The following is a 16,639-nucleotide window of genomic DNA, read 5'->3' as shown; positions in this document are numbered from 1 at the left end:
CTGCGCCGGTGTCTAGTGCGGTCAACCGACACGAAGGACGGAGACCGCTATGACCCGCCACGGAGGCCAGCTTCTGGTCGACAGCCTCGTCGCGCTCGGCGCACGCAAGAGTTTTGGCGTGCCCGGAGAGAGCTACCTCGCCGTGCTGGACGCGCTGCACGACACGGCGGGCCAGCTGGATTACGTGCTCTGCCGCAACGAAGGCGGTGCGGCCTTCATGGCCGCGGCTTGGGGCAAGCTGACCGGTACGCCGGGGATCTGCATGGTCACGCGCGGGCCGGGGGCCACCAATGCCTCGATCGGGGTGCACACGGCGCTGCAGGACAGCGCGCCCATGCTGCTCTTCATCGGGCAGGTGGGCACCGACCAGCGCGGGCGCGAGGCCTTCCAGGAGGTCGATTACCGCGCCATGTTTGGCCCGCTGGCCAAATGGGTGGTCGAGATCGACCAGGTGGAGCGGATCCCCGAACTGCTGGCCCGGGCGTGGAAGACCGCGCTGACCGGGCGGCCGGGCCCGGTGGTCGTGGCTTTGCCCGAGGACATGCTGTCGTCGCACACCGAGACGCCGCCCCTGACCGCGCCCGCCCCGATCTGGGAGGCCGCGCCGCATCCGCAGGCCATGGAGGCGCTGCAGGCCGAGCTGTCCGCCGCGGAACGGCCGCTGATCCTCCTGGGCGGCTGCAACTGGAGCGCGGCGGGGCGCCAGGCGCTGCAGGGTTTTGCCGAGGCCTCGGACATCCCCGTCGTCGCGGCCTTCCGCTACAACGACCTGATCGACAACCATGCGCCCGTCTATGCTGGCGAAGCCGGGGTGGGCATGCCGCCCAATGTGCGCAAGCTGATCGCCGAGGCGGACACGATCCTGGCGGTGAATATCCGCTTCGGCGAGATGACGACCGGGGCCTACACGCTGTTCGACGTGCCGGTGGCGCGGCAGAAGATCCTGCACGTGCACCCCTCGGACAACGAGATCGGCAAGATCTACAGCCCGACGCTTGGCCTGTTGGCCGGGCCCAACGCCTTTGCCGCGGCGCTCCGCCCGGTGCAGGGCCCCTGGGCCGCGTGGCGGGCCGAGGCGCGCGCTGCCTTCGAGGCGGGGTTCGACGCGCCGGCCCAGCCCTCGCCCGTCGACATGGTGGCGGTGATGGCACATCTGCAGGAGGTGCTGCCCGAGGACGCCGTGCTGACCAACGGAGCGGGGAATTTCGCGGTCTGGCCCAACAAGTTCTTCCGCTTCGGCCCGCAGGCGCGGCTGTTGGCGCCACAGTCGGGGGCCATGGGCTATGGTCTGCCGGCGGCCATCGCGGCCAAGGTCGCCGATCCGAAGCGCTGTGTCGTCTGTTTCGCGGGCGACGGGGATTTCCAGATGAACTGCCCCGAGATGGCCAGCGCCATGCAGGCCGGCGCGCAGCCCATCGTGCTGGTGCTGAACAACGGGATCTACGGCACGATCCGGGCCCACCAGGAACGCCAGTATCCCGACAGGGTGTCCGGCACCTCGATGGAGAATCCCGATTTCGTGGCGCTGGCGCGCTCTTACGGGTTCCATGCCGAGCACGTGGCGCGGACGGAGGATTTCGCCGCGGCTTTTGCGCGGGCCATGGAGTCGCAGACCGGCGCGCTGCTGGAACTGGACATCTCGCCCGAGGCGCTGACGCCGCGCGCGACGCTCAGCCAGATCCGCGCGGCGGGCCGCAAGGCGACCGGCGCAGGCAATTAGGCCGCGCGCGCCTGTCACGCCCGGTTCACGTTTGCCCCCTCCCTACCGCCCTTCATCTTGGGGCGAGTCGCTGAAGGAAGGGTTTCTGACCGTCGGAATTCACGGGTTCGGCACGGGCGGAGGCCCGAATAGGGGCCGTATCGCCGGGTGGGCATCGTGTCGCAGGGCTTGTCCAGCGGGTGCCGGCGCGCAGTTCATGGCCTGAAAGGAGACGGCACATGCGTATCGGCCAAACGACCCCGTTCTCATGGCAGCAGGATCCGGCAGTGCCGGAATTCGACGATGCGCGAATGCTGGTCATCATGGATGGCGACTGCGCGCTTTGCTCGGCCACGGCGCGGCGGATCGCGCGGCTGGACCGGCGGGACGAGGTGCGTATTGCCACGATCCAGTCGGACTTGGGGCGCGCCCTTGCGACCCATCTGGGGCTTGATCCCGACGATCCCGACACGTGGATCCTGCTCTCCGACGGCCGGGCCTTTGGCGGGTTCGACGCGGTGCTGAGACTGTTTCCCCGCCTCTCGCGCCGGTGGCAGTCGCTGCGGCTGCTGTCAGTCGTGCCCGCCCCGTTGCGTGACGCACTTTATGCGCGGATCGCGCGCAACCGCTACCGGCTGTGGGGCCGGGCGGACATGTGCGCGCTGCCCGACCCGGAACTGCGCCGCCGGCTGATCGGCTGACCCCGCGCCTAGCTGACGCGGGCCACGACGTAATCGTTGAGGTCGATCAGCAGGTCGCGCATCTCGGACGGCGGCAGGCTGGTCATGGCGCTCTTGGCCTTGCCGGCCCAGGCCAGCGCGTCCTGCCGCGTCGCCTCCAGCGCGCCGTGGCGGTTCATCAGCGTCAGCGCATGGTCGAGATCGCCCTCCTGCTGGTCGCCCTTGGCGATGACGCGGGTCCAGAAGGTACGCTCCTCGGCATCGCCCGCAGCCACGGCCTTGATCAGCGGCAGGGTCAGCTTGCGCTCGCGGAAATCGTCGCCCACATTCTTGCCGGTCGCGTCGGAGCCCCAGTAATCCAGCAGGTCGTCGACGATCTGGAAGGCGATCCCCAGCGCGTCGCCATAGTCGAACAGGGCGCGCACCTCGTCATCGGGACGCCCGGCGATCACGCCGCCGACCTCGGTCGCGGCCGAGAACAGCGCCGCCGTCTTGCCGCGCACCACCTTCAGGTAGGTGTCCTCGGTGGTGGAGAGGTTCTGCGCCACGGTCAGTTGCAGCACCTCGCCCTCGGCAATGGTGGCCGCGGCATCGGACAGGATGCGCAGCACGCGCAGATTGCCCGTCTCGGTCATCAGCTGGAAGGCACGGGCGAAAAGGTAGTCGCCCACCAACACGCTGGACTTGTTGTCCCAGAGCAGGTTCGCGGTGGGCCGGCCGCGGCGCTTGCGGCTTTCGTCCACCACGTCGTCATGCAGCAGGGTCGCGGTGTGGATGAACTCCACCGTCGCGGCGAGATGCACGTGGTAGGGCCCGTCATAGCCGCACATCCGCGCCGAGGCGAGCGTCAGCATCGGCCGCAGCCGCTTACCCCCGGCCTCGACCAGGTGGGCGGTCACCTCGGGGATGCGCGGCGCGTGTTCCGAGGCCATGCGCTCGCGGATCAGCGCGTCGACGCGGCCCAGATCATCGGACAGCATCTCGGCGAGGCGTTCATGCGGCTTCCTGCGCGGTTCGTCCAAGCTCATCACACTCCCGTGCAAGGCTCGACATCCGGCCGGCCTTGTCCTTACATCGCTCCCATGGAAGAGTTGCTGCGCACCAACGACATCACCCTGATCCCGCTGGCCCGGACCCTTCTGGACGACGCGGGTATAGACAGCTTTGAGTTGGACGTAAACATGAGCGTGCTGGAAGGCTCCATAGGCATCTTGCCGCGGCGACTGATGGTGCGCAGTGCCGAGATCGACGCGGCGCGCCGGGTGCTGCGCGAGAACGGGGTGCGGTTTGAGGACTGAGCCTTTCGGCCCTGACGAACTGGGCTGCGACGCGATGCTGGGCGGGCGGGTGCGCCTGTGGCAGCCGATCCGCGGCTATCGCGCGGGCACCGACCCGGTGCTTCTGGCCGCCTCGACCGCCGCCAGACCGGGGCAGAGCGTGCTGGAGCTGGGCTGCGGCGCGGCACCGGCGCTGTGCTGCCTGGGCACACGGGTGCCGGATCTGCGGCTGGTCGGGCTGGAGCTGCAACCGGGCTATGCCGAATTGGCGCGGCGCAACCTGGCCCAGAACGGGCTGGAGGGCGAGATCCTGACCGGCGACCTCGCCTGCCTGCCGCGCGCGCTGCGGGCCGAGAGCTTTGACCACGTGATCGCCAACCCACCTTATTTCGAGGCCGCCCGCCGCATCGGGGCCGAGGCCGCCGACCGCGAGATCGCGCTGGCCGGGCAGACGCCGCTGGCCCTCTGGGTGCAGGTGGCGGCGAAACGGCTCAAGCCGCGCGGCTTTGCCACCTTCATCCAGCGCGCCGAACGCCTGCCCGAACTGCTCGAGGCCTGCGCCGCGCATCTGGGCGCGCTGGAGCTGCTGCCGCTGGCGCCGCGCGAAGGCCGCCCGCCGCGGCTGGTGCTGGTGCGGGCGCGCAAGGACGGGCGGGCCGCATTCCGCTTTCACGCGCCTGTCGTGCTGCATGCGGGCGACCGGCACGAGGAACCGGGCAGCCGCTACACGCCGCCCCTTGCCGCGGTGATGCAGGAGGGGGCGGGCCTGCCCTTTCCGGCATAATTTCGCCGCACCGGCCCGGTTTGTTACAAACTCGTCAGATTATTGTGCAGCTGCAGCGTGACAGGTTGCGAATCCTGTGCTGCACTGCAGGTCTCACCCATGCAAAGGAGGTCCCCATGAGCTTGAGTTCGCACTTGCAGGAACTGAAGAAGAAGCATCGTTCCCTCTCGGACGCCGTCGAGGAAGCGCAGCGCGCCCCCGGCGTGGACGACCTGCACATCGCGGACCTGAAAAAGCGCAAGCTGAGGATCAAGGAGGAGATCGAGCGTATCCAGGCGCAGCCGGTCCACTAGGCCGCGCCGCACTCCCGGGCCTGTCCGTCAGGGCAGGTCCGCCGTCGGAACATCCGATACCGACACCAGCGTCTTGCCCTCGAGCCCGGTGGGCAAGGCCCGGATTTCAGAGAGCAGCCAGTCGCGGAAGGCCGCGACCTGCGGGCGCTTTTCCACCCCCAGCTTGCACAGGAACCGGAACCGCGCCCGCGTGGTCAGCGCGATCTCGTAGGGCGCGACCAGCTGGCCGGTCGCGAGGTAGCTCTGCGCCAGAGAGGTGCGGGTCAGCACGATGCCGCTGCCGGTCAGCGTGGCATCCAGCGCGTGATCGGCCTGCGAGAACCGGGTCGAGGGCACGGGCGGCGCGCCCAGCCCGTTGGCACGGAACCAGACATCCCAGCCGGCCGGCGGATCCATGAAATCATGCGAGCCGTCCTGGATCAGCGGCGCCTCGGCCAGGCTGGCGGGTGTCGGGAAGCGCTCGGCCAGCTCGGGCCGCATGACCGGGGTGATCCCCTCGTCGATCAGGTGCAGGCTGTACATCCCCTCGTCGGCGCCATAGCCGTAGCGGATGGCCACGTCGATCTCGTCGCGGTCGAAATCCATCATGTGCAGCCCGGCGACGAAGCGCAGCTCGATCTCGGGATGGGCCTGCGCGAAATTGTAGAGCCGCGGCGCAAGGCACTTGGCGGTGAAGGCCGGCCCCGCCGTCACGGCAAGGCTGCGGGCCTGTTGCAGCCGGCGGGCCGCGCGCCAGGCCCGGGTCAGCCGCTCGAACCCCTCGGTCGTCTCGGGGGCCAGCACGCGCCCGGCCTCGGTCAGCTCCACCGCGCGGTTCAGGCGGCGGAAGACCGGCTGGCCCAGCTGTTCCTCAAGGTTCTTGATCTGGAAGGACAGCGCGGCCGGCGTCACGTTCAGCTCCTCCGCCGCCTTGGCAAAGGACATGTGGCGCGCCGCGGCCTCGAAGGCGCGCAGGGCGGTCAGCGGCGGCAGGCGGTCGGCCATGGCGGGTCTCGGATCAGTTATTCTTAACCGGGCGTTGCAGAAGTCTCGTTTGTTTGAATACCTGATCGGCCATACCTAGGGGGCAGTCAAGGAAAACTGTTCCAGGAGAAGACCCGTGCTCGAAGCCGCCATGGACCGCCGCCACCGTGAAGCCATCCGTGCCGCCCACGCCGCCCGCGGCGCGGCCGTGGCGGGGTTCTGGTCCGCCCTCTTCACGCGCAGGGGCTGAGCCCGGCGCGCAAGGCCGCAGGCCCCGTGCGGGGCCCGTCGGCCCGCGGCGGCGCCCCCGAACCATTGCGGCTGCGGGGGCGCCGTGGATCCTCACGCCTCGATCGGCTCCAGCAGCTGTTCCAGCCGGTCGCGCAGATGGGCGTGCTGGCGGGGCAGCTTCAGCGCCGCGCCCAGAGTCGCCAGATCCTCGTCGCGGTCGAAGCCGGGCTCGTTCGTGGCGACTTCGAACAACACGCCGCCGGGCGAGCGGAAATAGATCGCCCAGAAATAGTCGCGGTCGATCACCGGGGTGACCTGGTAGCCCGTGTCGAGCAGCGCCTTGCGCACCTCCAGCTGCGCGGCGCGATCGGCCACCGAAAAGGCGACGTGATGCACGCTCCCGGCGCCCTGATCGGCCGCTGGCGCGTCGGTCTGCGTGATGTCGATCACGTCTGCCACGTCCGCACCGGGCACCCGGAAGCGCGTCGTCGCGCCCTGTGTCTCACCCTCCTCATATCCCATGAAGCGCAGCAGTTCGGCGCTGGCGCCCGCGCCGCGCGGGGACAGCCGCATGTCGACCGAGTGGAAACCGCGAATCGCCACCTCTTCGGGCACCTCCGTCCCGGTCCAGGGCGCGCGCCCGTCCTCGACCGCCACCAGCGCGAAACCGTCGCCATCGGGTCCGCGAAACGCCAGGCGCGATTCGCCCAGGACCGTCTGCCGCTCCAGCCCGGCGACGCCGTGTTCGGCCAGCCGCGTCTCCCAGTAGGGCAGGGCGTCGCGCGGCACGGCAAAGCCCGTGGTCGCCACCTCTCCGGTTCCCGCCCGGCCGCGCCGCGCGCCGGGGAAGGGGAAATAGGTCATGACCGAGCCGGGCGAGCCCGTCTCGTCGCCGTAATACAGGTGGTAGACATCCGGCGCGTCGAAATTCACCGTTTTCTTGACGCGGCGCAGGCCGAGCACGCGGGTGAAGAAGTCATTGTTGCTGCGCGCCCCGCTGGCCAGCGAGGTCACGTGGTGCAATCCGTTGATCTGGGTCAGCATGGCATCTCTCCTCTTGCTGTCGCGGCAGAGGTAGGATGTTCGTGCCTGCAAGGATAGCCGCATGCGCGCGGCGGTTTGGTGCGCCTGTGCACAGATGGCGCCGGATACGAAAGCGCCCCGCGCAGAGGGCGGGGCGCTGCCAGAGCGTCAGGTCGCGGCGGTCAGGAGAAGAACTGCGCGCCGTTGGCCGAGATGGTCGAGCCGTTGATGAAGCCCGCATCGTCCGAGGCCAGGAAGGTCACGCAGCGCGCGATCTCTTCGGGTTCGCCCAGGCGGCCGGTGGGGATCTGCGGGATGATGACCTCGTTGAGGACCTTCTCGGGGATCGCGCGCACCATCTCGGTGCCGATATAGCCCGGGCAGACGGCATTGGCGGTGATGCCCTTGCGCGCGCCTTCCTGCGCGAGGCTCTTGATGATGCCGAGGTCGCCTGCCTTGGTGGCGGCATAGTTGACCTGGCCGGCCTGGCCCTTCTGGCCGTTGATCGACGAGATCACGATGATCCGGCCGAAGCCGCGCTCACGCATGCCGGGCCAGCACGGGTGCACCGTGTTGAACACGCCGGTGAGGTTGGTGGCGATGACCTCGTTCCACATCTCGGGGGTCATCTTGTGGAAGGCCGCGTCGCGGGTGATGCCGGCATTGGCGACCACCACGTCGATCGGGCCCAGATCGGCCTCGACCTGTTCGATCCCGGCCTTGGAGGCGGCATAGTCGCCGACATTCCACTTGTAGGTCTTGATGCCGGTCTCTTCGGTGAATTTGGCGGCCTTCTCGTCATTGCCGGCATAGGTCGCGGCAACCTCGTAGCCTTCGGCTTTCAGGGCCTTGGAAATGGCCTCGCCGATCCCCCGGCTTCCGCCGGTCACAAGTGCTACTCTCGCCATGATGTCCTCCGTTCTGGCATTGTTGGGTAAGTTTGTAGTCACGTTGGGCGCCTGAGCGCAACAAAGTTGCGCTCACCCCTCCAGATATCGTTGCGCATCCTCTTCACCCAGCGCCCAGGTGTCCCGCAGTTTCTGCGGATCGGTGAAGTCGATCTTGTCGGCCGGCGTCTCCTCGCCCGGGCAAATGTAGCTGCGGCCCGGGATCCGGGGCAGGCGCTTGTAGTCCCGCGTCAGCAGGATCAGCGTCTCGCCCCGGTCGGGGTCAGGCATCGGCGCCTGGTCGGCCATGCCGCCATCGACCACGCGGCGACCGTCCCAGAGCGGCGGCTCGAAGACCGGCGGGATGACCGCGGCGGCGTTCACGAGATCGACCAGCCGCCCGTCGCGCGCCGCCTGGTTCGCGTCGACCAGCTGCGCGGTCAGGCCCATCTTCTCGGCCCAGTTGAAATGCGGCGAGCCGACGAGGTGCAGCTCCGCCTCGTAGGCGGCGGCCAGCGCGGTGCCGGTCAGCGTCGGGTGGCCGGTGCCGGGCGGGTGCGCGATCTGGATCTGGAACTGCGGCCCGTCCGCCACCTTGCGGCAGGCCGCGTCATCCAGCACCCGCGCGACCACGTCGCAATAGAGCCGCTGATGCGGGGTGATCCCGTCCTCGTCCGCCGCGAAGAGATCGAGATTGTGGTCGCGCTGCTCGAAGGCGGCGCACATCTCCTCCAGCAGGCGATGCTCGGTCCCCGACAGCCAGGCCGCCCCGGCCAGCGCGCCGCCCGAAACGCCGGTCACGCGTTTCGGCGCAAAGCTATAGCGTTTGCCGAGGCCGGTCAGAAACCCGCCCTGCCAGAAGCAGCGCAGCCCGCCGCCGGAAAACACCAGCTGGTCTGGATCCCGTGGTATCGTCGCCATGATCGAAAACGGGCCCCGAAGGGCCCGTCTCATGCCGTGTCAGGGACGTTCGACGCAGAGCGCGACGCCCATGCCGCCGCCGATGCAGAGCGTGGCGAGGCCCTTCTTGGCGTCGCGGCGCTTCATCTCGAAGAGCAGCGTGTTCAGGACGCGGGCGCCCGAGGCGCCGATCGGGTGGCCGATGGCGATGGCACCGCCATTCACGTTCACGATGGCCGGATCCCAGCCCATGTCCTTGTTCACGGCGCAGGCCTGCGCGGCGAAGGCTTCGTTCGCCTCGACGAGGTCGAGATCCTCGACCTTCCAGCCGGCCTTGTCGAGCGCCTTGCGGCTGGCATGGATCGGGCCCACGCCCATGATCGACGGGTCGAGCCCGGCGGTCGCGTAGGAGGCGATGCGGGCCAGTGGCTCGATCCCGCGCTTCTCGGCCTCGTCGGCCGACATCAGCAATGCGCCGGCGGCGCCGTCGTTCAGGCCCGAGGCGTTGGCCGCGGTGACCGAGCCGTCCTTGGCGAAGGCCGGGCGCAGCTTCTGCATGCCCTCGATCGTGGCGCCGTGGCGGATATACTCGTCCTTGTCGACCACGATGTCGCCCTTGCGGGTCTTGACGGTGAAGGCCACGACCTCGTCATCGAAGCGGCCGGCCTTCTGCGCGGCCTCGGCCTTGTTCTGGCTGGCCAGCGCGAACTCGTCCTGCTGGTCGCGGCTGATCTGCCACTGCTCGGCTACGTTCTCGGCGGTGTTGCCCATGTGGTAGCCGTTGAACGCGTCCCACAGCCCGTCGCGGATCATCGTGTCGATGTATTTCATGTCGCCCATCTTGTGGCCGGCGCGCAGATGCGCGGCATGGGGCGACAAGGTCATGTTCTCCTGCCCGCCGGCGCAGACGATGGCGGCATCGCCCAGCATGATGTGCTGCGCGCCAAGCGCCACGGCCCGCAGGCCCGAGCCGCAGACCTGGTTGATGCCCCAGGCAGCGCTTTCCTTGGGCAGGCCGGCATTGATATGCGCCTGGCGTGCGGGGTTCTGACCTTGCGCGGCGGTCAGCACCTGGCCCAGGATGGTCTCGGACACCTCACCCTTCTCGATGCCGGCGCGCGCGACCAGCGCCTCCAGCACCGCGGCACCCAGGTCATGGGCAGGCGTGTTTGCGAACGAGCCGCCAAAGCTGCCGACGGCGGTGCGGGCAGCGCTTGCGATAACGACATTGGTCATGTGTGGTCCTCCAGGCCCATGCGTGTGCGCAAAGGCATACCGCGATTCCACAGCGTGCGAAACCACTCCTCTGCGCGGGTCGGCGCTGTCCTAGGCCATTCGACTGCTAAGTCAAACCGGACAGGGTGTCTCAGTCATGACGCGGGGGATGGTCGGCTCAGGCCTGCTTGCGTTCCGCGCTCTCGCGCCAGGGCGGGCGCACCGTGGGCGCCGCGAAGAGATAGCCCTGCAGGCAGTCGAGCCCCAGCGCCGCCAGCGTCGCGGCATCCTCGGGCGTCTCGACGGATTCGGCCACGGTGAACATGTCGAACTGCTCAGCCACCGAGGCAAAGGCCGCCACCAGCACCTGGTTGTCGGCGTCGCGGGCGATCCCGCGCGAGAAGGTGCCGTCGATCTTGAGGATGTCGAAGCGGAACTCCTTGAAGTAGCGCAGCGCCGTGTAGCCGGCCCCGAAATCGTCGATGGCGAAGGTGATGCCCTTCTTCTGCAGCTCGTTCATGAAGGAGACGACCAGCTCGGGCACGGTGATGGCCGAGCTTTCGGTGATCTCGAGGATCAGCCGCTCGGCGATCGTGGGGTCCTGCGTGATGCCGCGCGTCAGCGTGCGCATCCACTTGCGGTAGCCGATGGAGCGCGCCGACATGTTGATCGACAAGCGCAACTCGGGCACGCGGGCCAGCTCGGCCAGCCCCTTTTCCAAGGCGATGCAGTCCAGCAGGCGGCCCTGCTCGGTCTCTTCGACAGTGGTGATGAACTCGCGCGCGGGGATGATTCGACCGGTTTCGTCCAGCACGCGGATCAGCCCCTCGTGAAAGGCGATGCGGTCCTGCGCCTGCGCCTGCACCACGGGCTGGAAGGCCAGCATGACCTGTCGGTGCTGGATCGCGCGCCGCACCATGTCCTTCACGGTCGCATCGCGCGCCATGACCGCGTGTTCGAGCGCATTGCGTGCGCCGCCGGGCAGCTCCAGTTGATTCCGTGTCAAGTCAGCCTCCATCCACGAATGCGCTCACTCTGCCGTGCGCAGGTTTAAAGTTCACTTAATGTTCCGCATTTTCGGAAAATGCGGCGGATCCCGGCGCCCCGGATCGCGCCGCTTGACACGCTCCCGGGGCCCTGTATAAGCGCGCGCTCATTGGTGTTGGTGGCCCCCGCAAGGGGATGCCCTGTCGCTTCGGCAAACTCCGGAGAGAGGACAACGCCCTTCGAAACCATGACCGAAGGAGATCAGCCGTGACCAAACGCACGACTGCCAAGTACAAGATCGACCGCCGCATGGGCGAAAACATCTGGGGCCGCCCCAAGTCGCCGGTCAACCGCCGCGAATACGGCCCCGGCCAGCACGGTCAACGCCGCAAGCAGAAGATGTCCGATTTCGGCCTGCAGCTGCGCGCCAAGCAGAAGCTGAAGGGCTATTACGGCGACCTGACCGAAAAGCAGTTCCGCCGTATCTATTCCGAGGCCGAGCGCCTGCGCGGCGACACCGGTGAGCTGCTGATCGGCCTGCTGGAGCGTCGCCTGGACGCCGTGGTCTATCGCGCCAAGTTCGTGCCGACCATCTTTGCCGCCCGCCAGTTCGTGAACCACGGCCATGTGCTGGTCAACGGCAAGCGCGTGAACATCCCCAGCTACCGCGTCAAGGAAGGCGACGTCATCGAGGTCCGCGAGAAGTCGCGCCAGATGGCCGCGCTGATCGAGGCGACCCAGCTGCCCGAACGCGACGTGCCCGACTATATCGAGGCCGACCACTCCAAGATGACCGCAACCTTCGTGCGCATGCCCGGCCTGTCCGACGTGCCCTACCCGGTCGTCATGGAACCGAACCTCGTCATCGAATTCTACGCGCAGAACTGATCACGGTCCTGCGCCGCAGACAGAAGGGCCGTCCAGCCGGGGCGGCCCTTTTTTTGCTTGGCCCTTGGGGTGCACAAAAAAAGACCGCGCGCCCGTTGGGGCATGCGGTCTTGTTGTCCGGCATCGGTTGGGCGTCAGCGCCCGGGCCGTTCGGTGTCAGACGAAATAGGCGCCGCCAAAGACGTGGCGCACGATGTCCTGGCGCTTCAGGCCCAGCTTGGCCAGCTGTTCGTCGGACATGGCGTTCAGGCGCTCGGCGCGGCGCAGGCGGCTGTCATGCTCGGCGAGCCAGGCCATTCCGTTCAGGATGCGGTCGAAGAACGACGCAAGGAGATTGCCGCGCGGTTCGTGATGTGTGTCTGCAAGTGCCATCGGATACCTCTTTCTGTGAACAGGTCATCCTCCCTGACCCAAAATTAGGCCTGCCCGAACGAGGCGAAAAGGCCGCATCCTGCATAGCCGCGTCGCGTGCGGTGCATGGCGGTTCAGGGCGGGAAACGAAAAAGGGCGGTCCGAAGACCGCCCGGTTTGGTGCTGAAATGCCTCGTGAAACTACCGAAGAATATGTCCCGGCCATGAATTGGGCTGGCGCGGGGTGCGGTCACACTCACAATGCATGCATAGAAGGGTTTCGTAACAGCGGTGTTAAGCCGGCGTAAAAACCCTGTGGTCATTCCGCGGCAAGGCGCACCGCTTCGCGGGCCCCGAGGAAACGCTGCGCCGCCTCGCCCACGAGATGCGTGATCCGCCCGCCGCAGATTGTCGCCTCGATCGACCGGGTTCGGGCATTCACGATGGCCAGGTCGGCGCGGCGGCCGTAATCGATCACCCCGCGATCGGACAGGCGCAGGATCTCAGCCGGGGTGGAGGAGACCATCTGCCAGCCGCGCACAAGGTCCAGCACCCCGGCATCGACCAGCGCGAAGACCGCCTGCGGCAGCGACGGGTAGGACTGGGCCGAGACCAGCGCATCGCCCAGCCGCGATTCGACCAGGTCCAGCGGCGAGGGTGCGCCCAGCGGCGGGTGGACCACGCCCGGCGCGCCCAGCACGATCGGATCGCCCACGGCGCGGGCCAGCGCGGCGGCCGATCGGTGGGCGGGCAGGGCGCAGATCTTGGCACCGATCATCGCGTACATCTCGCGCGTCTCCCCATCGGCGTCGTCATGGCTGCCATAGGCGACGCCCAGCAGGTCGAAGGCCTCGGCCAGCCGGCAAAGATAGCGCGGCACCTCGGGTCTCTGCCGCAGCGCTTCGCGGGCGGCATCGCGATAGGCGGTCACCTCGCAGCCGGCCTCGGCCGCAAGCAGCGCCAGCGGCGCGGCATCGCCATGCAGCAGGTCGCGGACCCGGCGCAGCGTGTCGGTGAAGGTGACAAAGCCCACCGGGTGGCGCCGCACCAGGGCCAGCAGCCGGTCGGCCGTCGCGGTGGTGTGCGTCTCGCAGCGGATATGCAGGCGCAGATCGGTCAGCGCCTCACCCCGATAGCTGTCCAGCGCGCGGGCAAAGGCCTCGGCCCGCACCGGCCCGTGCAGCCCGTCCTCCCAGCTCCAGCGATGGGCCAGCCAGCCGGTGGTGATGCCATGGGCGGCAGCCTCGCGATCGGTGGCGCGCAGGGCGTGGCGCAGCCCGGGGGGCGTGCCGGGCACAAGGCGCAGATGCCGTTCGAACCCGGTGCCCTGCAGGTCGATCAGCCCCGGCATCACGAAATAGCCGCGCAGGTCGACCTCGGGCAGGGGACCCTTGCTGATGCGCCCGTCCTCGATCGCGACAGAGCGCTTCTGCAGCGCGCCGTCCCGCAGGACGGTCGCGCCGGTCAGGCGCAGGGAGGCGGGGGCGCTTGCCATTGGACTGCTCGACATCGTGAAGGCTTCGGGTCCGTCCCCTCTAGCCAAGGAATGTATCGCGCCAATGACAGGGCGGGGGGATCAGCCGGCCAGACTGCGCCGGTCGATCTCGTGAAAGCGGCCGGTCCCATCCTCGCCGCAAAGGGTCAGCGCCTCCACGGCAAAGGGGCGGGGCAGCAGCGGGGCGAGGACGGGCTCAAGGGTGGTGCGGGTCTGCTCGGCCTCGGCGCGGGACAGCCGGCCGGTCAGCGTGACGTGAAAGCGGAACGCCTCCATCACGTGGGGGTAGCCCCAGCGCAGCAAGAGCGCCTCCTGCCGCTCGGTCAGCCGGGCTTGGCGCCGGCGGGCCAGCGCGTCCGGGGTCAGCGGCGAACGAAAGGCGTCCAGCCCGGCCACGACCGCCGCGGCGAGATCGGACAGCGGCCCGGTCTCACCCTCGGGCATCAGCGCGAGGAAGCTGCCCATCCGTGCCAGGCGCAGCCCGTCCAGCATCACGGGCGCACGGGTATCGCAGAAAGCCCGGAAGGCCGCCTGCAGATCGGCCGCCCGCGCGCCCTCGGCCAGTTGAAAGGGCGGCTTGATCGTGCCGTGCAGCCCGTATTTGCGCGGGGTCGCGGTCAGCTCCGTGACGGGCCGCGGCAGCGGGCCGATCTCGGGCGGGGTCACTTCCTGCCCGCGTGCCGCGTCCCAGCCCAGCCAGGCCGCGCCGAACTCTGCCAGAGGGCCGGGCGGGAAGGTGTAGTAGATGGCGTAGCGGGTGAAATCGCGCATGGCACGGCGCTCCGGACATTGGCGGATCCGACCCGTGCCACCGGCCCCGCCGCGCATCCGGTGCGTCACGGTCCCACGGGCGCGAGGCCGAGGCCGCAGGGCCGAGGACGAGGCAAGCAGAGCGGGCCGGCACGGCCCGCCCCTTTGGATCAGATCCCGGTCTTCACGATCGCCTCGGCCAGGATCGGGACCGAGTTGCGGTTCAGACCGGCGATGTTCAGCCGGGAATCGCCCACCATGTACACGCCGTGATCCTCACGCATCCGCGCCACCTGCTCGGGCGTTGCCCCCAGCCGCGAGAACATGCCGCGATGCTGGGCGAGGAAACCGAACCGGTCCGATCCCGACAGGCGCTGCAGCTCGGTGGCCAGCTGCTCGCGCAGGGCCAGCATGCCGGTGCGCATCTCTTCCAGCTCGGCTTGCCAGCTGGCGCGCAGCTCGGCATCGCTCAGCACCATGGTCACCAGCCGCGCGCCGTGATCGGGCGGGAAGGAATAGTTCTGCCGGTTGAGATAGTTCAGCGTGCCCTGGTTGAGCTTGCGCCCGTCCGCGTCTCGCGCCACCGCCATCAGCAGCCCGGTGCGTTCGCGGTAGATGCCGAAATTCTTCGAGCAGGAGGCCGCGATCAGGCATTCCGGCGTCTCCGAGGCGACCAGCCGCACGCCGGCCGCATCCTCTTCCAGCCCGTCGCCGAAGCCCTGGTACGCGATGTCGATCATGGGCAGCGCGCCCTTGTCGTTCAGCAGCGCCACGACCTCGCGCCATTGCGACAGGTTCAGGTTCGCGCCGGTGGGGTTGTGGCAGCAGCCATGCAGCAGCACCACGTCATCGCCGGTCACCTGCGCCAGATCGGCCATCATGCCGTCGAAATCCACCGCCCGCGTCTCGTTGTCGAAATAGCGGTAGGCCACGGTCTCGATGCCCATGTGCTTGAGGATCGACAGGTGGTTGGGCCAGGTCGGGTCGCTGACGAAGATGCGCGCCTTGGGGTTGGCCATGCGCACCAGGTCGAAGGCCTGCCGCACCGCGCCCGTGCCGCCGGGCGTCGCGGCCGCGGCCACCGTGTCGCGCGGCACCGCCTCGCCCAGGATCAGCGACACCATGGCGTCGGCAAAGCCGGGATCGCCGGCCAGCCCGGTATAGGACTTGGTGGTCTCGGCCTCCCAGAGCTGCTTTTCGGCCTGCTTGATGGCGGCCATGATCGGCGTGTTGCCGTCGGCATCCTTGTAGACGCCGACGCCGAGGTCGATCTTGTTGTCACGCGGGTCGGCCTTGAAGGCCTCCATCAGCGCGAGGATCTTGTCGGCGGGCTGTTCCTTGAGATGTTCGAACATCAGTCGTCTCCGGTTGCGATGGGCAGGGTCGGGAAGGCGCCCCATTCCGCCCAGGACCCGTCATAAAGGGAATGATCCGTCTTGCCGAGCCGTTCGAGCGCGAGGTTCAGGATCGCGGCGGTCACGCCCGAGCCGCAGGTGGTGATCGCGGGCCGGTCCAGATCGACCCCGGCGGCGGCAAAGGCGGCGCGCAGATCCTCGGCCGTCTTCATCGTGCCGTCCTCCTCCAGCAGGGTGCGGAAGGGCACGTTGCGCGAGCCGGGAATGTGCCCGCTGCGCAACCCCTCGCGCGGCTCGGGCGCCTCGCCGCGGAAGCGCGGGGCACTGCGGGCATCGAGGATCTCGACATCGCGCAGCTTGGCGGCGGCCGAGACCTGCGTGACATCCCGGACCAGGTGGTTCTGCCGGCGCACCGTCATGTGGCGGTCGCGCACCATGGGGGCCATGTCCTCGACCGGGCGGCCCTCGGCCTGCCACTTGGGAAAGCCGCCATCCAGCACCGCCACGTCGTCATGGCCCATCAGCTTGAAGGTCCACCAGACGCGCGCCGCCGACATCAGCCCGGCCCCGTCATAGACCACGACCTGGTGGCCGTCGCCCACGCCCATGGCGCGCATGCGCGACATGAACTTCTCGACCGGCGGCGCCATGTGCGGCAGGTCCGAGCGCAGATCGGCGATCTCGTCGATGTCGAAGAACCGGGCCCCGGGGATATGCGCCGCCGCGTATTCGGCCTTGGGGTCGCGCGCGGCCTCGGGCAGGTACCAGCTGGCATCGAGGATGCGCAGGTCGGGGTCCTTGAGATGCTGCGCCAGCCACCCGGTCGAAACCAGCGTTTTCGGATCGTCTGCGGCCATGCTC

The 16,639-nt window shown here is 68.6% G+C and carries 18 protein-coding genes; 6 read left to right on the top strand and 12 right to left on the bottom strand.

The features are described from left to right. Positions 1–49 precede the first annotated feature (49 nt). Both AVJ23_RS11550 and AVJ23_RS11545 read left to right on the top strand, forming a co-directional pair. Entirely contained in the window at positions 50–1,720 is a 1,671-nt protein-coding gene (locus AVJ23_RS11550) for a thiamine pyrophosphate-dependent enzyme (protein WP_058862349.1), read from the top strand. Between the two features lie 218 nt (positions 1,721–1,938). After that, on the top strand, positions 1,939–2,400 hold the full coding sequence (locus AVJ23_RS11545) for a thiol-disulfide oxidoreductase DCC family protein (protein ID WP_058862348.1): 462 nt from the start codon (positions 1,939–1,941) through the stop codon (positions 2,398–2,400). Positions 2,401–2,408: 8 nt separating this feature from the next. On the opposite strand, the gene AVJ23_RS11540 is transcribed toward AVJ23_RS11545, so the two are convergent. Further along, complete coding sequence (locus tag AVJ23_RS11540; RefSeq protein WP_058862347.1) at positions 2,409–3,407, bottom strand: polyprenyl synthetase family protein; 999 nt, start codon at positions 3,405–3,407, stop codon at positions 2,409–2,411. A 54-nt stretch (positions 3,408–3,461) separates the two neighbouring features. Here AVJ23_RS11540 and AVJ23_RS11535 point away from each other — a divergent pair, with 54 nt between their 5' ends. The 3 genes from AVJ23_RS11535 (at position 3,462) to AVJ23_RS22260 (ending at position 4,733) form a co-directional block, all read left to right on the top strand. Then, the gene (locus AVJ23_RS11535; protein WP_058862346.1) at positions 3,462–3,677 is read left to right on the top strand and encodes a putative signal transducing protein; all 216 of its coding nucleotides are present in this window, start codon (positions 3,462–3,464) and stop codon (positions 3,675–3,677) included. Continuing rightward, positions 3,667–4,440, top strand: a complete 774-nt coding sequence (locus AVJ23_RS11530; protein ID WP_240484625.1) for a tRNA1(Val) (adenine(37)-N6)-methyltransferase — start codon at positions 3,667–3,669, stop codon at positions 4,438–4,440. The genes AVJ23_RS11535 and AVJ23_RS11530 overlap by 11 nt, the downstream gene beginning before the upstream one ends. 116 nt (positions 4,441–4,556) lie before the next feature. Beyond that, entirely contained in the window at positions 4,557–4,733 is a 177-nt protein-coding gene (locus AVJ23_RS22260) for a YdcH family protein (RefSeq protein WP_084794516.1), read from the top strand. A 27-nt stretch (positions 4,734–4,760) separates the two neighbouring features. Here the strand turns inward: AVJ23_RS22260 and gcvA are convergent, their stop codons facing one another. The 6 genes from gcvA to AVJ23_RS11500 form a co-directional block, all read right to left on the bottom strand. After that, positions 4,761–5,717, bottom strand: a complete 957-nt coding sequence (gene gcvA / locus AVJ23_RS11525; RefSeq protein ID WP_058862344.1) for a transcriptional regulator GcvA — start codon at positions 5,715–5,717, stop codon at positions 4,761–4,763. Positions 5,718–6,038: 321 nt separating this feature from the next. Next, complete coding sequence (locus tag AVJ23_RS11520) at positions 6,039–6,971, bottom strand: VOC family protein (protein ID WP_058862343.1); 933 nt, start codon at positions 6,969–6,971, stop codon at positions 6,039–6,041. A 161-nt stretch (positions 6,972–7,132) separates the two neighbouring features. Continuing rightward, positions 7,133–7,858, bottom strand: a complete 726-nt coding sequence (gene phbB, locus AVJ23_RS11515) for an acetoacetyl-CoA reductase (RefSeq protein WP_058862342.1) — start codon at positions 7,856–7,858, stop codon at positions 7,133–7,135. Between the two features lie 72 nt (positions 7,859–7,930). Continuing rightward, positions 7,931–8,758, bottom strand: a complete 828-nt coding sequence (locus AVJ23_RS11510; RefSeq protein ID WP_058862341.1) for a patatin-like phospholipase family protein — start codon at positions 8,756–8,758, stop codon at positions 7,931–7,933. A gap of 39 nt (positions 8,759–8,797) precedes the next feature. Further along, positions 8,798–9,973, bottom strand: a complete 1,176-nt coding sequence (locus tag AVJ23_RS11505) for an acetyl-CoA C-acetyltransferase (RefSeq protein WP_058862340.1) — start codon at positions 9,971–9,973, stop codon at positions 8,798–8,800. Between the two features lie 157 nt (positions 9,974–10,130). Then, the gene (locus tag AVJ23_RS11500; protein ID WP_058862339.1) at positions 10,131–10,970 is read right to left on the bottom strand and encodes an EAL domain-containing protein; all 840 of its coding nucleotides are present in this window, start codon (positions 10,968–10,970) and stop codon (positions 10,131–10,133) included. 236 nt (positions 10,971–11,206) lie between these two features. Between AVJ23_RS11500 and rpsD the strand changes: the two genes are divergently transcribed. After that, complete coding sequence (rpsD, locus tag AVJ23_RS11495) at positions 11,207–11,827, top strand: 30S ribosomal protein S4 (RefSeq protein WP_058862338.1); 621 nt, start codon at positions 11,207–11,209, stop codon at positions 11,825–11,827. Positions 11,828–11,983: 156 nt separating this feature from the next. Here rpsD and AVJ23_RS11490 read toward each other — a convergent pair whose 3' ends face one another. From AVJ23_RS11490 to sseA, 5 genes are all read right to left on the bottom strand, one after another. Then, a complete protein-coding gene (locus AVJ23_RS11490; RefSeq protein WP_058862337.1) occupies positions 11,984–12,199 on the bottom strand; it encodes a hypothetical protein in 216 nt (71 codons plus the stop codon). Positions 12,200–12,497: 298 nt separating this feature from the next. Beyond that, a complete protein-coding gene (locus tag AVJ23_RS11485; protein WP_058862336.1) occupies positions 12,498–13,673 on the bottom strand; it encodes an alpha-D-ribose 1-methylphosphonate 5-triphosphate diphosphatase in 1,176 nt (391 codons plus the stop codon). Between the two features lie 81 nt (positions 13,674–13,754). Beyond that, positions 13,755–14,444, bottom strand: coding sequence for a DUF1045 domain-containing protein (locus tag AVJ23_RS11480; protein ID WP_058862335.1), 690 nt, complete (start codon positions 14,442–14,444; stop codon positions 13,755–13,757). 149 nt (positions 14,445–14,593) lie between these two features. Next, positions 14,594–15,778: an amino acid aminotransferase gene (locus AVJ23_RS11475; RefSeq protein WP_058862334.1), complete on the bottom strand. Its 1,185-nt coding sequence runs from the start codon at positions 15,776–15,778 to the stop codon at positions 14,594–14,596. After that, complete coding sequence (gene sseA, locus AVJ23_RS11470) at positions 15,778–16,635, bottom strand: 3-mercaptopyruvate sulfurtransferase (protein WP_058862535.1); 858 nt, start codon at positions 16,633–16,635, stop codon at positions 15,778–15,780. The genes AVJ23_RS11475 and sseA overlap by 1 nt, the downstream gene beginning before the upstream one ends. Between the last annotated feature and the right edge of the window lie 4 nt (positions 16,636–16,639).

The sequence above is a fragment of the Pseudoponticoccus marisrubri genome, assembly GCF_001482405.1.
Taxonomy (GTDB): Bacteria; Pseudomonadota; Alphaproteobacteria; order Rhodobacterales; family Rhodobacteraceae; genus Pseudoponticoccus; species Pseudoponticoccus marisrubri.
This window is presented reverse-complemented; position numbering and strand designations above follow the sequence as displayed.

Coding starts and splice junctions, on each gene's coding strand:
- AVJ23_RS11550 (WP_058862349.1), top strand. CDS start 50: ATGACCCGCCACGGAGGCCAGCTTCTGGTCGACAGCCTCGTCGCGCTC.
- AVJ23_RS11545 (WP_058862348.1), top strand. CDS start 1,939: ATGCGTATCGGCCAAACGACCCCGTTCTCATGGCAGCAGGATCCGGCA.
- AVJ23_RS11540 (WP_058862347.1), bottom strand. CDS start 3,407: ATGAGCTTGGACGAACCGCGCAGGAAGCCGCATGAACGCCTCGCCGAG.
- AVJ23_RS11535 (WP_058862346.1), top strand. CDS start 3,462: ATGGAAGAGTTGCTGCGCACCAACGACATCACCCTGATCCCGCTGGCC.
- AVJ23_RS22260 (WP_084794516.1), top strand. CDS start 4,557: ATGAGCTTGAGTTCGCACTTGCAGGAACTGAAGAAGAAGCATCGTTCC.
- gcvA (WP_058862344.1), bottom strand. CDS start 5,717: ATGGCCGACCGCCTGCCGCCGCTGACCGCCCTGCGCGCCTTCGAGGCC.
- AVJ23_RS11520 (WP_058862343.1), bottom strand. CDS start 6,971: ATGCTGACCCAGATCAACGGATTGCACCACGTGACCTCGCTGGCCAGC.
- phbB (WP_058862342.1), bottom strand. CDS start 7,858: ATGGCGAGAGTAGCACTTGTGACCGGCGGAAGCCGGGGGATCGGCGAG.
- AVJ23_RS11510 (WP_058862341.1), bottom strand. CDS start 8,758: ATGGCGACGATACCACGGGATCCAGACCAGCTGGTGTTTTCCGGCGGC.
- AVJ23_RS11505 (WP_058862340.1), bottom strand. CDS start 9,973: ATGACCAATGTCGTTATCGCAAGCGCTGCCCGCACCGCCGTCGGCAGC.
- AVJ23_RS11500 (WP_058862339.1), bottom strand. CDS start 10,970: ATGGAGGCTGACTTGACACGGAATCAACTGGAGCTGCCCGGCGGCGCA.
- AVJ23_RS11490 (WP_058862337.1), bottom strand. CDS start 12,199: ATGGCACTTGCAGACACACATCACGAACCGCGCGGCAATCTCCTTGCG.
- AVJ23_RS11485 (WP_058862336.1), bottom strand. CDS start 13,673: ATGGCAAGCGCCCCCGCCTCCCTGCGCCTGACCGGCGCGACCGTCCTG.
- AVJ23_RS11480 (WP_058862335.1), bottom strand. CDS start 14,444: ATGCGCGATTTCACCCGCTACGCCATCTACTACACCTTCCCGCCCGGC.
- AVJ23_RS11475 (WP_058862334.1), bottom strand. CDS start 15,778: ATGTTCGAACATCTCAAGGAACAGCCCGCCGACAAGATCCTCGCGCTG.
- sseA (WP_058862535.1), bottom strand. CDS start 16,635: ATGGCCGCAGACGATCCGAAAACGCTGGTTTCGACCGGGTGGCTGGCG.